Annotated in this window: 16 protein-coding genes and 1 pseudogene; 14 read left to right on the top strand and 3 right to left on the bottom strand. The window is 53.0% G+C overall.

Annotated elements, in window-relative coordinates:
- Nucleotides 1–60: 60 nt before the first annotated feature.
- From GYMC52_RS08795 to GYMC52_RS08750, 10 genes are all read left to right on the top strand, one after another.
- On the top strand, nt 61–765 hold the full coding sequence (locus GYMC52_RS08795; protein ID WP_013145295.1) for an anthrax toxin lethal factor-related metalloendopeptidase: 705 nt from the start codon (nt 61–63) through the stop codon (nt 763–765).
- A 74-nt stretch (nt 766–839) separates the two neighbouring features.
- Complete coding sequence (gene thyA / locus GYMC52_RS08790) at nt 840–1,634, top strand: thymidylate synthase (RefSeq protein WP_011231268.1); 795 nt, start codon at nt 840–842, stop codon at nt 1,632–1,634.
- Nucleotides 1,635–1,647: 13 nt separating this feature from the next.
- The gene (locus tag GYMC52_RS08785; protein ID WP_013523796.1) at nt 1,648–2,142 is read left to right on the top strand and encodes a dihydrofolate reductase; all 495 of its coding nucleotides are present in this window, start codon (nt 1,648–1,650) and stop codon (nt 2,140–2,142) included.
- Between the two features lie 180 nt (nt 2,143–2,322).
- Nucleotides 2,323–2,766, top strand: coding sequence for a YndM family protein (locus GYMC52_RS08780; protein ID WP_013523794.1), 444 nt, complete (start codon nt 2,323–2,325; stop codon nt 2,764–2,766).
- Between the two features lie 565 nt (nt 2,767–3,331).
- A complete protein-coding gene (gene ilvA, locus GYMC52_RS08775) occupies nt 3,332–4,603 on the top strand; it encodes a threonine ammonia-lyase IlvA (protein ID WP_013145299.1) in 1,272 nt (423 codons plus the stop codon).
- 96 nt (nt 4,604–4,699) lie between these two features.
- Nucleotides 4,700–4,951 carry a YpmP family protein gene (locus GYMC52_RS08770; RefSeq protein WP_011231264.1) on the top strand — a complete coding sequence of 84 codons (252 nt, stop codon included), beginning with the start codon at nt 4,700–4,702 and terminating at the stop codon, nt 4,949–4,951.
- A gap of 179 nt (nt 4,952–5,130) precedes the next feature.
- Complete coding sequence (locus GYMC52_RS08765) at nt 5,131–5,340, top strand: DegV family protein (protein WP_013145300.1); 210 nt, start codon at nt 5,131–5,133, stop codon at nt 5,338–5,340.
- Nucleotides 5,341–5,394: 54 nt separating this feature from the next.
- Nucleotides 5,395–5,967 carry an SCO family protein gene (locus tag GYMC52_RS08760; RefSeq protein WP_013523793.1) on the top strand — a complete coding sequence of 191 codons (573 nt, stop codon included), beginning with the start codon at nt 5,395–5,397 and terminating at the stop codon, nt 5,965–5,967.
- A 74-nt stretch (nt 5,968–6,041) separates the two neighbouring features.
- Nucleotides 6,042–6,824, top strand: coding sequence for an SGNH/GDSL hydrolase family protein (locus GYMC52_RS08755; protein WP_015731708.1), 783 nt, complete (start codon nt 6,042–6,044; stop codon nt 6,822–6,824).
- Nucleotides 6,821–7,396, top strand: coding sequence for a YpmS family protein (locus GYMC52_RS08750; protein ID WP_013523791.1), 576 nt, complete (start codon nt 6,821–6,823; stop codon nt 7,394–7,396). The genes GYMC52_RS08755 and GYMC52_RS08750 overlap by 4 nt, the downstream gene beginning before the upstream one ends.
- Nucleotides 7,397–7,486: 90 nt before the next feature.
- Here the strand turns inward: GYMC52_RS08750 and GYMC52_RS08745 are convergent, their stop codons facing one another.
- On the bottom strand, nt 7,487–8,851 hold the full coding sequence (locus GYMC52_RS08745) for an RsmF rRNA methyltransferase first C-terminal domain-containing protein (RefSeq protein WP_013523790.1): 1,365 nt from the start codon (nt 8,849–8,851) through the stop codon (nt 7,487–7,489).
- Nucleotides 8,852–8,879: 28 nt separating this feature from the next.
- Nucleotides 8,880–9,473 (bottom strand): glycerol-3-phosphate 1-O-acyltransferase PlsY, encoded by a 594-nt coding sequence (plsY, locus tag GYMC52_RS08740; RefSeq protein ID WP_011231258.1) that lies wholly within the window; start codon nt 9,471–9,473, stop codon nt 8,880–8,882.
- Between the two features lie 175 nt (nt 9,474–9,648).
- Between plsY and GYMC52_RS08735 the strand changes: the two genes are divergently transcribed.
- The 4 genes and pseudogenes from GYMC52_RS08735 (at nt 9,649) to GYMC52_RS08715 (ending at nt 13,928) form a co-directional block, all read left to right on the top strand.
- Complete coding sequence (locus tag GYMC52_RS08735; RefSeq protein ID WP_013523789.1) at nt 9,649–10,074, top strand: OsmC family protein; 426 nt, start codon at nt 9,649–9,651, stop codon at nt 10,072–10,074.
- A gap of 300 nt (nt 10,075–10,374) precedes the next feature.
- On the top strand, nt 10,375–10,743 hold the full coding sequence (locus tag GYMC52_RS08725; protein WP_013523788.1) for a P-II family nitrogen regulator: 369 nt from the start codon (nt 10,375–10,377) through the stop codon (nt 10,741–10,743).
- Nucleotides 10,740–12,041, top strand: coding sequence for an ammonium transporter (locus GYMC52_RS08720; RefSeq protein ID WP_013523787.1), 1,302 nt, complete (start codon nt 10,740–10,742; stop codon nt 12,039–12,041). The genes GYMC52_RS08725 and GYMC52_RS08720 overlap by 4 nt, the downstream gene beginning before the upstream one ends.
- 266 nt (nt 12,042–12,307) lie before the next feature.
- Nucleotides 12,308–13,928, top strand: a pseudogene (locus GYMC52_RS08715) (bifunctional metallophosphatase/5'-nucleotidase).
- 67 nt (nt 13,929–13,995) lie between these two features.
- On the opposite strand, the gene pepT reads toward GYMC52_RS08715, so the two are convergent.
- Nucleotides 13,996–15,231: a peptidase T gene (pepT, locus tag GYMC52_RS08710; protein ID WP_013145307.1), complete on the bottom strand. Its 1,236-nt coding sequence runs from the start codon at nt 15,229–15,231 to the stop codon at nt 13,996–13,998.
- Nucleotides 15,232–15,237: the final 6 nt, after the last annotated feature.

The following is a 15,237-nucleotide window of genomic DNA, read 5'->3' as shown; positions in this document are numbered from 1 at the left end:
TTTTTCCCGCTTCGTTCTATGATATGATTTTCATAGATTGAAAGAAGCGGGGGAACCACGATGAAACGGCTGTTCACTAGTTTGTTGGCGGCGCTGTTCGCCATTCCGCTTCTGTCGTTCTCGCCGTATCCGGCTGCCCATGGCGTGCTGCTTGAAGAAAGCAGCCTTGGCCTTAGGGGTGTTCCGTCTCATGATGTGCTTGGCCGCATCATCATCGTGCCGGAGACGGAGTTTTCCGCCTCTGAAGCGAATGAAATGATCCGGACGCTCGCCCGCATTGATCGCACGATTTTAGAGCAGGCGGCGGACCACCATATTTACATCCAACTGTTGACCGGCCCGATCACCGATGAGCCGACGGCCCGCCATTTGCGGGGAAAAACGCCGCGCGGTTATATGCCGGGTTCGAAAACATGGGATGACGTGCCGGGCATCGGTGGGTCGCATTTAGTGCTTGTCCGCCTCGGCCATAGCGAAAAAGGAAAAGGGCATGGCTCGGTCAATTTGGAGCTGCATGAGTTTGCTCATTCGCTCGATTACATCGTATTTGACCGCATTCATGAAACGGACGAATTTCAAGCGATTTGGCGGGAGGAGGCGCCGCGGCTCTTTCCTGGCGAATATTATTTTTTGACTTATCCGGAAGAGTATTTTGCCGAGTCGTTTGCCTATTATTATGCAAGCGACAAGACGCGGCAAACGTTGCGGGCGGCAGCGCCGAGAACATATGCGTTGATCCGCGGATTGGCGGAACGGGCCTCGTAAAAGGCTCGTTTTTTTATGGACAAGTGGTTCACCATGCGTTGCTTTATGGTATGATAGAGCGTGAGGTGAGAACATTGCGGCAATATTTGCAGCTTTTGGAGGATATTTTGGAAAACGGCGTCGAAAAAGAAGACCGCACGGGCGTCGGCACGCTGTCGGTGTTCGGCCGCCAGCTCCGCTTCAACTTGCAAGATGGATTTCCGCTCGTGACAACGAAAAAATTGCATATCCGCTCCATCATTTATGAACTGCTTTGGTTTTTAAAAGGCGATACGAACGTCCGCTATTTGCAGGAGAATGGCGTGACGATTTGGGACGAGTGGGCGGACGAAAACGGCGATCTCGGCCCGATTTACGGCGCGCAATGGCGCTCATGGAAAGGGGCGGACGGGAAAACAATCGACCAGATCGCGTGGGTCGTCGAGGAGATCAAACGAAATCCGAATTCACGCCGGCTGCTTGTGAGCGCTTGGAACGTAGCGGAATTGGACGAGATGAAGCTGCCGCCGTGCCATTATGCCTTTCAGTTTTATGTTGCGAACGGTCGGTTGTCGTGCATGTGGCAGCAGCGCTCCGTTGATACGTTTTTAGGGCTGCCGTTTAACATTGCCAGCTACGCGCTGTTGACGCATATGATCGCCCAGCAATGCGACCTCGATGTCGGCGAACTCATTTTCACCGGCGGTGATGTCCATTTGTACAAAAACCATCTCGAACAGGCGAAACTGCAGCTGACGCGCGAGCCGCGCCCGCTGCCGAAGCTCGTGATCAAACGGAAGCCGCCGTCCATTTTCGATTACGAATACGACGATTTTGAAATTGTCGGCTACAACCCGCATCCGACGATTAAAGCACCGGTGGCTGTGTAAAGGAGAGGACGCGATGATTTCGCACATTGTGGCAATGGATGAAAACCGGGTGATCGGCAAAGACAACCGCTTGCCTTGGCATTTGCCGGCCGATTTGGCGTATTTTAAACGGGTGACAATGGGCCATGCCATCGTGATGGGGCGCAAAACGTTTGAAGCGATCGGCCGGCCGCTTCCCGGCCGCGATAACGTCGTTGTCACGGGCAACCGCTCGTTTCGCCCGGAAGGCTGCCTTGTGCTTCATTCGCTCGAGGAAGTCAAGCAATGGATCGCATCGCGCGCTGATGAAGTGTTTATCATCGGCGGGGCCGAACTGTTTCGGGCGACGATGCCGATTGTCGACCGGCTGTATGTGACAAAAATTTTTGCTTCCTTCCCCGGCGATACGTTTTATCCGCCCATTTCTGACGATGAATGGGAAATCGTTTCCTATACGCCAGGAGGGAAAGATGAAAAGAATCCGTATGAACACGCCTTTATCATTTATGAGCGGAAAAAGGCGAAATAGATGGGACACGGGCATGGACATGCGTTTGTCGTTGGCGTACGAAACGTTTGCGAAGACGACCCCAAAAACGGGGCGTCTTTTTGTTTGAGATCCGAACATTTTGAAAACGTGTTTCTGCATAGAAGCGGGGCGAAAAAGGAACGATAATCAATAGAACCACAATGGAAATGGAGGAAGACGATGAAACATATCGTTCCGTTTGTCGTCAAGCTCGCTGCTTGGAGCGTCGTCTTGTTTTCGATGTTTACGATCTTCGATGCCCCGCTTTCCTTGATTTCACTCATGACGATCGTGACGGCGCTTGTTTCTTATATGATCGGCGATCTGTTCGTGTTGCCGCGCGTCGGCCATTTTGTCGCTGCCGCTCTTGACGTGCCGCTTTCCTTTTTGCTTATTTGGCCGGTCAGCTTTGCCCTCATTGCCCCGTCCGTCAACATGGCATACGGCGCGTTTTTCAGCGCCTTGGCGATCGGGGCGGTTGAAGCGTTTTTCCATTTGTATATGGAAAACCATGTGCACGAAGAAGCAAGACGGGAAGAAGCGCACCGCTGGTATGATGAAGGAAGATGGGCGATGGAATTTGCCGAGGAAGAAGAGTTCAAAAAAGAGGACGACCGGGCGTAGCGCCGGTCGTTTTTTCTGGCCGCTTGCGCATGAAGAAGTATATAGATGCAATTTGAAGATTTACCATTTGCGGCTTTTACCGAGTATTGGATCGACTGTCGGGCGACCGAACAACGCCGCTTCCAGACCCATATATGGGTCTGTGAAGCAGGCGTTTGTTCGGTCTTCTGTCACGCCTTGGCGTGACGGAGGCAAGCCACAGGCTTGCCTTCGACAGTCGCAAGTGGATAAACCGCTTTTCCGTCAAGAATATGTGAAACTTCTTCGTTGCATCTATATCGTTCGCCGTACATATGCTGCACAATTCGCCGTGTTGCCGTCTGGCAGGACGGCTAGGGAGAGGTTTCGAGCAGGAAGGATGGCGCTCATCGGATGGCGTCAGGCCAAAAGCGCGAATCTGGCCGGCGGAAGCGTCCAGTATCCGGTAAAGCGGGGCCATCGCGATGTTCACGAGCCCGCTTCCCTTCATCCTCATAAAACTTTTCGAAAATTCCCTTTTCTTTTTGCGAATTTGTGATATAATCTACAAATCAAAGACAACTTAGAAAAGAAAGGGAACGAGAACATGGAACAACAGCTGAAACGGAAGCAAGGGGCAGTATACGTCGAGGACATTTTGATCGCGTATCATACGCTGAAGGATGTTGTTTTCCATACGCCGCTGCAAAAAAATCCGCTGTTATCCGAGCGCTACGAGTGCAATGTCTACTTAAAGCGCGAGGATTTGCAAGTCGTGCGTTCGTTTAAGCTGCGCGGGGCGTACAACCGGATGAAGCATTTAACCGATGAGGAGCGGAGAAACGGGGTGGTATGCGCCAGCGCCGGCAACCATGCCCAAGGGGTGGCCTATTCATGCCGGGCGCTTGGCGTGCATGGGAAAATTTACATGCCCGCGACCACGCCTCGGCAAAAAGTGTCGCAAGTGCAGCTGTTTGGCAAAGACATGGTCGAGATCGTCCTTGTCGGCGACACGTTTGACGATTCATACAACGAAGCGGTGAAGTGCGCCGAGGCGGAAGGGCGGACGTTCATCCATCCGTTTGATGATGAATACGTCATCGCCGGACAGGGGACGATTGGCGTCGAGGTGCTCAACGACTGCGATGAACCGATCGACTTTTTGTTCGCCAGCATCGGCGGCGGGGGATTGATGGCCGGACTAGGGACGTATGTGAAAAGCATTTCTCCGTCCACCAAAGTCATCGGGGTCGAGCCGGCTGGCGCCCCATCGATGAAAGCGGCGCTCGAGCACGGACATGTGGTGACGCTCGATGAAATCGACAAGTTCGTTGACGGCGCTGCCGTCAAGACGGTCGGGGAAAAGACATTCGCCTTATGCCGCGGGGTGCTTGATGACATCGTCGTCGTTCCGGAAGGAAAAGTATGCACGACGATTTTGGAGCTGTACAACGAAAACGCCATTGTCGCTGAACCGGCAGGGGCGCTGCCGATCGCCGCACTTGATTTTTACAAGGAACAAATCCGAGGCAAAACAGTCGTCTGTGTCATAAGCGGCGGCAACAACGACATCGACCGGATGCAGGAAATCAAAGAGCGCTCGATGATTTACGAAGGACTGCAGCACTATTTCATCGTCAACTTCCCGCAGCGGGCTGGGGCGTTGCGTGAGTTTTTGGATGAAGTGCTTGGGCCGACCGATGACATTACCCGGTTTGAATACACGAAGAAAAACAACAAAGAAAGCGGACCGGCGCTTGTGGGCATCGAGCTGAAACGGCGCGAAGACTACGCGCCGCTCATCGAGCGGATGAAGAAAAAAGGCTTCCCGTTCCAAGAGGTCAACAAAGACCCGAACTTGTTCCATCTATTGATTTGACGAAAAAAGTCGGAACAAATTCGCCGCATTCCGACATACTTTTTCACCGGATTGGTGTATAATAAAAGTAAATCGGTGAAAAAGAGGATTGATATTTTGCTATTCAAAAGCCTCGAGTTTCAAAACGCGTATGGGCAGAAGGTCAAGATTATCGAAATTCCAGTATTGGAGGAAGAGAATACGTACCGATTCATGGTCCAACTGCGCTTGGAGGCGTTTATTGCAAAAGTGTATCGGTCGAGAACAAACCGTTCCGTTTACTCGTTCCGCGAACATTTGAAGAAAGTGCTGAAATGGCCGGTATATGAGCAGATCTTTAAAGAAACGGCGTTAAAGCATAATGCATGACTGTTGTTGTTTTGCCCTTGGCGGCAAAACAACTTTTTTTCTGCCGGTATAGTCCGTTCATAATGGGCGATGTTCCTGCTTGGGGATGAGCCGAGCTTGCTCATGGACGTTTTTAGGTAGGATTTTCGCCGGTTTCATTATATAATGGAAACGAGATCATCAGTATTAGGAGTGAACGAATGAAACCAATCAAAATTGTAACCGACTCAACGGTCGATGTGCCGTTTTCGGTGCTTGCCGAGCACGGCGTTGAAGTCGTTCCGCTTCATTTGACAGTGGATGGGGAGGCGTTTATCGACCGGGTGACGATCACCCCGGAACAATTTATGGCGAAAATGAAAGCGGCGCGCGAACTGCCGAAAATGGAGGAAGCGGCGCTTGATGAATAAACGCCGTTGTTGTGCGGCATCAACATATTTTGGTCGAAAAGGATGGATCCATCGATGTGGAAACGAATCGCGCTTTTTCTCGTTGTTCTTTTGCTGGCGGCGTGCGGAAAAACGATTCCGGACGCCAAAAACTGGCCGGTTGAGGACTTTACGTTTGTCGATCAGTCTGGTCAGTCGTTTGGACTTCGCGACTTAAAAGGAAAAGTGTGGGTCGCCGATTTTATTTTTACAAATTGCGAAACGGTTTGTCCGCCGATGACGGCCCATATGGCCAAGCTAAAGCAAATGGCAAAGAAAGAAGGACTGGATGTCGAGTTTGTCTCCTTCAGCGTTGATCCGGAAGTCGACACGCCGGAAAAACTGGCGGCGTATGCGAAACAATTTACAGATGACCTATCAAACTGGCATTTGCTTACCGGATACAGCCCGGCCGAGATCAGCGAGCTGGCGCAAAAAAGCTTTAAAACGATCGTGCAAAAGCCGGCCAATGACGACCAAGTCGTGCATGGCACCAGTTTTTATTTGGTCGGGCCAGACGGAAAAGTGGTTCAGACGTACAGCGGCGTGCAAGATGTGCCATACGAAACAATTTTAGAGCATATCAAAATCGTGCAGTCGTCGCAATGAGGCAAAAACGGCTACCGCCTTTTTGCCTTCTTTTCGTCTTTCCCCTTGTTGCGGCAAAAGGCAGGTGTCAAACAATGAGACGGTGGGGATGGTTGTTGTGCTGCTGGCTGCTCGCCGGATGCGTGTCGCTTTCGGCGGGCGGAAAGCCGGAGCGCCCGCATGAAGCCGCCGTCAAGCAGACGGAAGCAAAGCCGCTTCCGAAAGATATACATTTGGTCGCTTTAGGCGATTCGTTGACGGAAGGAGTCGGGGACGGCGAAGGGAAAGGAGGCTATGTTGGCCGCCTTGTCCCGCTCCTTTCGGCAGAAGACGGAGTGCGGACGGTCACCGTGACGAATTTAGGAAAACGCGGCCGGCGCATCGCTGAATTGGAACCGGTCATTCACGCCCATCAAGCGGAGCTCGGGCGGGCTGATATGATCTTGATCACCATTGGCGGCAACGATGTGATGAATGTCGTCCGCTCGCACTTTTTAGACTTGTCGCGCCAGCGGTTTCAGCAAGCCACGGAAATATTTGCCGACCGACTGGATCATCTATTGATCTCGCTGCGCACGATCAATCCGGATGCGGTCATTGTGCTTGTGGGTCTATACAATCCGTTTTCCAGCACGTTGCCGAACATTCCGGAAATCGATGATGTCATCGCTGAGTGGAACAGCGCCAGCCGGGCAGTGCTTTCACGGTATGATCGGACGATCTTCGTTGATATTCAAGACATCTTCATCGACCGCGACGAATTGCTTCATCGCGACGAATTTCATCCGAATGCCGCAGGATACGAACAGATGGCCATGCGGGTGTATGAAGCGTTAAAGGAACGAAAAGAATGGTGGATAGGGAGCTTGCTGCAATGAATTGGAAACGAGCGTTTTGGATGTTGGCGGCTGTCAACGCGGCGGTCATTGTTTTAGCCGCCGCCTGGCTGCTTAAGCCGTCTCCGCCGGTGAAACGGCCGGCGCACCCGGATGTCGAAGGAGCCTCATTTACTGTTTACTCGAAGAAAGCGCATTTGAACGCCGTCATTAACGATTATTTGGTGAAAAAAACGAAAGGCCATCCGCTGCAATACCGCGTTTGGCTCGCTGATCGCGTTTATGTTTCAAGCGAAATCCCTATTTTAGGCCGTCCGGTCGAACTCGTCGTCTCGTTTGTGCCAAAAGTAGTCAAAGGAGGGAATGTCGAGCTCACGGAGCCGACGATTTCGCTCGGCGACTGGAAGCTGCCGGTGACGTATGTGCTTCGCTACTTGCAAAAGCACGCCCCGCTGCCGGATGAAGTGGCGATTGACCCGGAGCACACCCGCGTCTACGTCGCGCTCACGGACATTCGCTTTGGCAACGGCTATCAAGTGGCGGCAAAAAAAATCGATTTGGCCGCCGATGAGATCGTGTTTACCTTAACAATTCCGACGAAGCAGCACCAGTAAAAAAAGGGCTGACCTAAAACGCACCCGCGTTTTGGGTCAGCCCCTTTTTTTGCGATTGGGAGCTCCTTTGCCATCTGCTTTTCCGACGTTTTAGACGAGGCGCAGCCCTTTTGGATAAAAGTTTTTCACCGTTCCTTTCACTTCTTTCCCCCAGGCGAACGGAAATCCATCCACGGCCACAAGCAGCCAACCGCGGTCGCCGCCGGTGGAAAGCGTCTCGCCGCGCCAATATTGGACGATTTCGCGGCTCGCGCTCGATAGGTCAAGCACATGTTTCGCTTCCTCTGTCCGCAGCGCCAAGGCAAGGGCATGGTTCGGCTCAAACCGCTCTTTTTTCACATCCCCTAAGTGCAACCCGGCGCGGACGATTTTCAAACCGGACAAATCCGGGCAACGCTCGGGCAACACAGTCAAATGGGCTCCAAATGACACGAACGTGCCGTCTCGCTCTGTCCACAATGCCTCTTGTTCAAACCGGCGATACAGGCGGATAGCGGCTTTTGGCGCGCTCGATTTCGCCCACCGCCCCCGCCAAGGTGAGGTGGGCCGCTGTTTTTGCAGTTTGGCGACAAAATGCCCTTCCCCTTTCAGACGGTGCGGCCAAAGGCGGGCGGCGTGTATGAGATCGGATCGATTGGTTTTCGTCCATTCCGGCTGCCCTGGCTCAAGCCCTCCCGCTTTGGCGATCGGCAACAGCCGCAAGTCATCGTGCGCCTCAAGCAGCCATTCAATCGTTTGCTCGTTTTCCTCCGGAGAGAACGTGCACGTGGAATAGACGAGAATGCCGCCTTCTTTCAGCATCGCATAGGCGCTTTCCAAAATGCGCCGCTGTCTGGCCGCACATTCTTCCACATAAGCCGGGCTCCAAAACGAAGCGGCCTCTTCATCCTTGCGAAACATGCCTTCGCCGGAACAGGGGGCGTCGACTAAAATTTTGTCAAAAAAGCCCGGAAACCGCTCGGCAAGCGCCTCGGGAGTTTCATTGACGACAACGGTGTTCGTCAAGCCGAACCGTTCGACGTTCTCTGCGAGCGCTTTGACCCGTTTCGGGTGGATTTCGTTGGCGACAAGCAGCCCTTTGTTTTCCATCATCGCTCCAAGCTGGGTCGTTTTCCCGCCAGGGGCGGCGCACAAGTCGAGCACTGTCTCCCCAGGGGCGGGACGCAGCGCTTCGGCGACCGCCATCGCGCTCGGTTCTTGAATGTAATACAGGCCGGCCGCATGGTACGGATGCTTTCCCGGCTGTTCGTCCGGCTCATAATAAAACCCGGTCGGGCAAAACGGCACCGGGGAAAGGGAAAAGGGCGCCGTTTTTGCCCATGCGCCCGGGTCGGTTTTCAACGGATTGACGCGCAAGCCGTTGATTTTTTCGTTTTCATAAACAGCGAAAAACTCGTCTGCTTCTTCATCAAGCAGCTTCTTCATTTTCGCGACAAATGCTTCCGGCAATCTCAACGCAACAAACTCCTTTCTCCGTCCGTCGTCATGAGCGTTTGCCTGGCCATTTCACTTTTGGCTCCGTTTTGTTCAAGATGCGTTGAATGTTGGCGCGATGACGATAAAAGATAAACGAAGCCAGCAACAACACTGCCACCGTCAATGGAATGTCGTCAGTGAAAAAGACGGTGTACACGACCGCATACAGCGCCGCGGCCATCGATGACAGGGAGACGTAGCGTGAAACAGCCAAGACGACAAGAAACACGGCGATGAGCGACAAAAAGAACAACGGCGAATAAAACAGCATCACCCCGCCCGATGTCGCCACCGCCTTGCCGCCGCGGAACTTGGCGAACACCGGATACATATGGCCGACCACGGCGATCGCCCCGGCCAAAAGCGGATGCACGGGGACGGAAAAAAGCATCGGCAAGCTCGCCGCCAGCGTCCCTTTTAGCATATCGCCGACAATGACGATCGTTCCCGCTTTCGCCCCAAGCACGCGGAACGTGTTTGTTCCCCCAAGATTGCCGCTTCCATGTTCGCGGATGTCGATCCCGTAGCCGATTTTCCCGACAAGAAGGCCAAACGGAATCGAGCCGAGAAGATAAGCAAGAAGCAAAATGAGTGCGGTCATCGAATCAAACACCCTTTACTCAACAAGTTTGTGCATGTTTCTATTTTAACATGCATGAGCGAAAACGGTAGACAGGAATTTTGCATTTCAAGGACATAGCCGCTAAACTGAAAAGAAGAAACGGGCTGTCGGAAAGTCCGTCCGACCCCGGACAGATGAGAAAGGAGCGACCATGATGAAAACGACGGTTGTATGGAACGGAAACATGTCATTCAGCGGCCAAAGCGCTTCCGGTGTGGTGATTCCGATCGACGCCTCGAAAGACGTCGGCGGCAACGATTCAGGCGCTCGGCCGATGGAGCTTTTGCTTCACGCCTTAGCCGGCTGCACCGGCATTGACATCGTTTTGATCTTGCGGAAAATGCGGCTTGATGTCCGCGCGTTTTCGATGGAAGTCGAAGGAACGCGCGCCGATGACCACCCAAAGCGGTTTACAGAGATTCATATTCATTACGCGCTCGAAGGCGATTTGCCGGAAGACAAGGTCGTCCGCGCCATTCGGTTGTCAAAAGAAAAATATTGTTCCGTTTCCCATTCGTTAAATGCCGCCATTACAGCGAGCTATTCGATCAACGGCGTGCGCGGGAAGGAGACGATCTAACAAGGAGAAGGGCTTGACGTTCATGGCCGTTTCGCGTGGCATAGCGCCGAATGACAATACGATGAAAAAGGTGTTCCGATCGTTTGCGGAACACCTTTTTTGTGTTAGAACGGATAACGGCGATCAGTCGTTTGGATGGACACCCTGCTGATCCGCTTTCCTTCGAGTTATGCCCGATAGGCGGCGCGCAAAAAAACTTTGTCCTCATACTTGACACAGCTTTTTTAATTGTTATAATTTTTAACATAAATACGTTATATTTTATTACACAAGAAACGGTTGAGGGGGGCGGCGGGAAACATGAAAAAAATTGAAGCGATCATCCGGCCGGAAAAATTGACCGATACGATTAAAGGGCTGAAACAGATCGGCATCACCGGGTTTACCGTTTCGCAAGTCGTTGGGCGGGGAAAACAGAAGGACACGCAAGGCGTTTACCGAGGAAAAAACTACAAAGTGACGCTTCACCCGAAAGTGAAGCTGGAAATTGTTCTTTCCGATTATATGGTCGAGCGGACGATTCAAACCATTGTCGCCGCTGCGCAAACCGGGGAAGACGGAGATGGGAAAATTTTCGTCTACCCGGTGCTTGAGGCGTACAATATTCGCACGGGCACGTTGGATTTTGACATTGATGAGTTGGCAGAGAAACAGGGGGGAAGGTCATGATCGAACAAGTCAATGCTGTGTGGATCGTCATCGCTGCAGCGATGGTGCTGTTTATGGAAGGCGGATTCAGCTTGCTGGAAGCAGGGCTGGTGCGGACGAAAAACGCCGTCAATGTGACAATGAAAATTTTCGTTGATTTGACCGTTGGAGCGCTCGCCTTTTGGTTCATTGGCTTTGGGTTGATGTTTGGCGATGACGCGTTTGGATGGGTCGGCACGACATTGTTTGGGACGCCGGAACGTATTTCGTTGTCTGTTCCGTTGCCTAGCGCGGCGTTCGTTTTGTTTCAAATCGGGTTTGCGGTGGCGTGTGTGTCGATTATTTCCGGCGCGGTTGCCGAGCGGATGAATTTTAAGGCATACATTGTGACGGTTCTTCTCGTTTGCGCTGCCGTTTACCCATTGTCGGGCCATTGGATTTGGCATAGCGACGGCTGGTTGGCGAAACTTGGGATGAAAGATTTCGCAGGGTCAGCAGCGATTCATGCGCTCGGCGGCTTTGCGGCACTGGCGATCGCCAAGCGGCTTGGGCCGCGAAAAGGGCGGTTCAACTCGGACGGTAGTGTGAACGTATTTGCGCCGAGCAATATTCCCCTTGCTTCGGCTGGGGCGTTCATTTTATGGTTTGGCTGGTTTGCGTTTAATGCGGGCAGTACGCTCGACGCATCCAATAAAGCATTGGCATCGATCGCCCTCAACACGATGCTGTCAGGGGCGGCCGGGGGCGCGTCGGCGCTCTTCGTGACGATGAAAAAGTACGGAAAAGCCGATCCAAGCATGGTTATGAACGGTGTATTGTCCGGTCTGGTGGCCATTACGGCCGGTTGCGCCTTCGTTTCGCAATGGAGCGCGGTGCTGATCGGTCTTGTGAGCGGCGTCATCGTCGTCTATGCGACGCTGTTGGTCGATGCGTTGAAAATTGACGACCCGGTCGGTGCGGTGGCGGTTCATGGGTTTAATGGGGTGTTTGGCACGCTCGCCGTCGGCTTGTTCGACTCGACGCAAGGATTGTTGACGACCGGTCATGCATGGTTGTTCACCACCCAACTGCTTGGCGCGTTGACGGTCATCGTTTGGGGCTTCGTCAGCGGTGCGCTCATCGCGAATGTGTGCGACAGCACGGTCGGGCTCCGAGCGACAGAGCGTGAGGAAGAAGAAGGTCTCGATATGGCGTACCACGGCATTCCGGCTTACAATGAACTCGAGCGGTTTGCCGATCTCCCGGGCGGGTTGTACGATTTTGAGGAGACGACCGGCATTCGCGTTGCTCCGTTAAACAAGAAAAACGCGGTCGGTTGAACGCTCTTCCACCTATGCTTGTGCTTCGAGGTGGGAGATTCTTGGGAACACCCGCCCCACGGCTGGCTGTCCACCGAGCTAAAAGGGAAAGACTGTCCGATCAACAGACTCTATCGGGCGGTCTTTTTTTGTTTCTGTTGTTCTCAACAGTCAGTTGTGAATTTACAAAATATTTACGAAAAATCATCCTTTCTGCTCTATCATTGTATTGACTCGCAAGGATATAATGGGAGTGAACGAGAAGGCGAGAGAAAGGGGAACCGGGAATGAAGAATTCCAAACGATGGGGAAGACGGGTGCTATCCGCATTGGCTGCTGCAGCGGTGCTGGCCGCGGCTCCAGTTGGGGCGGCAGGGAACGGGAAAAGCAAGGGGAAGCCGCCTGCTTCCTCGCACCGTTATATTGAGGTGCAGCTGTTAGGCATTAACGACTTCCACGGTCAGTTGAATGTGACGAGAAAAGTCGGCGGGCGGGAAGTCGGACGGGCTGATTATTTGGCCGCTTATTTGAAACAGCGGGAGGCGGAAAACAAAAATACGCTGCTCATCCATGCCGGCGATGCGGTTGGCGCCAGCCCGCCGGTATCGGCGTTGCTGCAGGACGAGCCGACGATCGAAGTGCTCAATAAGCTCGGCTTTGACGTCGGCACCCTTGGCAACCATGAGTTTGATGAAGGAGTAGCGGAAATGCTCCGCTTGATCCATGGCGGATATCACCCGGCGACCGGCGATTTCGCCGGAGCAGATTTTCCGTACGTGAGCGCCAATGTCGTTGATGCGCAAACGGGAAAGCCGATTCTCCCGCCATATGTGATTAAGCGGGTCAACGGCATGCCGATCGGATTGATCGGCGTCACGCTCACGGAAACACCAATGATTGTGACGCCAAGCGGCGTCGCGGGAGTCAAGTTCATCGATGAAGCAACAGCGATTAACAAAGCGGTCCGGGAACTGAAGAAAAAAGGGGTGCAAACGATCGTCGTTCTCGCCCATAACCCAGGCGTATCCAATCCGGATGGGACAAACGCAAGCGGGGAAATTGTCGATATCGCCAAAAATGTCGATGATGAAGTCGATGTGATTTTCGCCGGTCATAACCATGCCTATTTAAATGCGGTTGTGGACGGCAAGCTGCTCGTTCAGTCGTATTCGTACGGCACGGCGTTCTGATGTCGATTTGAAAATCGACCCGCGTACGAAAGACGTCGTCGCCAAAAAAGCGGAGATCGTGACGACATATCATGACGGCATCACTCCGGACCCGGAAATCCGTGCCCTCGTCGAAAAATATGAAGCGAAAGTGGCGCCGCTTGTCAATCAAGTCGTCGGCACAGCAGCCGAAACGATCACCGATGAACAAAACGAAAGCGGCGAGTCCGCCTTGGGCAATTTGATCGCCGATGCCCAGCGGGCGGCGATGAAAACCGATTTTGCCTTTATGAACCCGGGCGGCATTCGCGCCGATATTGAACAAGGCGAAGTGACGTGGGGCGAATTGTACAACGTTCAGCCGTTCAACAACCAGCTCGTGAAAATGACGCTCACCGGCGCGCAAATCCGCCAGCTTTTGAATCAACAATGGCAGCCAACCCAAACGCGCATGCTGCAAATCTCCGGCCTCCGCTATACATGGAGCGCCAGCAGACCAGCAGGGGACAGAGTCGTCGATATTCAGCTGCCAGATGGCACCCCGCTTCATCCAGACGCTGAATATACGGTAACGGTCAACAGCTTTCTCGCTGATGGTGGCGATGGGTTCACTGTGCTGACGCAAGGGCAACACCGCGAGGTCGGTCCGGTCGATTTGGATGCACTTGTCACTTACATCCGCCAGTTGTCACAGCCGTTTTCGGTACAAATCGAAGGGCGGATCACAAAACTGCAATAGGCGGAACAATTATGATGTTTTTAGAAGCGAAAAAGGGATGCCGAAAACCATCGGCTCCCTTTTGGCTTTAGGAAGTTTTTTGCTCGAACAGCTTGATGATCTCCACGATCACTTCGGCCGCTTTCACCATATTGTCGGCGGAAATGTATTCGTAGCGGCCGTGGAAGTTTTCGCCGCCGGCGAAAAGGTTCGGCGTCGGCAGCCCCATGTAGGAGAGCTGCGACCCGTCTGTACCGCCGCGGATCGGTTTCACCTTTGGTTCAATGCCCAAGTTCGTCATCGCTTCGTGGGCGATGTCAACAATGTGGCGCACCGGCTCGATTTTTTCGCGCATGTTGTAATATTGGTCGTTGATTTCGAGCGTGATTCGGTCGTTTCCATATTTTTGCGCAAGCGAAGCCGCGATCTCTTTCATTTTCGCTTTGCGAGCCTCGAACTGTTCGCGGTCAAAGTCACGGATGATGTAGTGAAGCTTCGTTTCCTCTACACTGCCTTGGAACGAAAGCAAATGGTAAAACCCTTCATATCCTTCCGTATGCTCAGGCGCCTCATGGGCTGGCAACTGCTGCTCGAACTCCATGGCGATTTTGATCGAGTTGATCATTTTTCCTTTCGCTGTGCCCGGATGGACGTTTTTTCCTTTGATCGTGATTTTCGCTTCGGCAGCGTTAAAGCTTTCATACTCCAATTCGCCAAGCGGCCCGCCGTCGACCGTGTAGGCAAATTGGGCGCCGAATTTGGCAACGTCAAATTTATGCGGCCCGCGGCCAATTTCCTCATCCGGCGTAAAGGCGACGCGCACTTTGCCGTGCTTGATTTCCGGGTGTTGAATGAGATAGTTCATCGCGGTCATAATTTCGGCGATTCCGGCTTTATCGTCAGCACCAAGCAGCGTCGTCCCATCGGTCGTGATGAGCGTATGCCCTTGGTAGTGAGCGAGCTCCGGGAAATCGTTTGGCGACAAGATGATGCCTTGTTCTTTGTTTAACACGATGTCCCCGCCGTCGTACTGTTCGATGATTTGCGGGTTGACGTTGGCTCCCGTAAACTCCGGAGCGGTGTCCATATGAGCCAAAAAGCCAATCACTGGCACGTTTTTGTCCGTATTGGCCGGCAACGTCGCCATCACGTAGCCGTTGTCATCGATCGTCACATCTTCCATGCCGATCGACTTCAGCTCTTCGACGAGCATTCTCGCCAGCTCCCACTGTCCCGAAGTCGATGGGCACGTATGGCTGTTTGGGTCGGATTGAGTGTTGACTTTCGCGTAGCGGATGAAGCGTTCGATGAGTTCCTGTTTCATTGGTTC

Source organism: Geobacillus sp. Y412MC52, from assembly GCF_000174795.2.
In the GTDB taxonomy this organism is placed as follows: Bacteria; Bacillota; Bacilli; order Bacillales; family Anoxybacillaceae; genus Geobacillus; species Geobacillus thermoleovorans.
The sequence above is the reverse complement of the archived record's forward strand: the minus strand, read 5'-3'. Positions and strand labels throughout refer to the sequence as shown.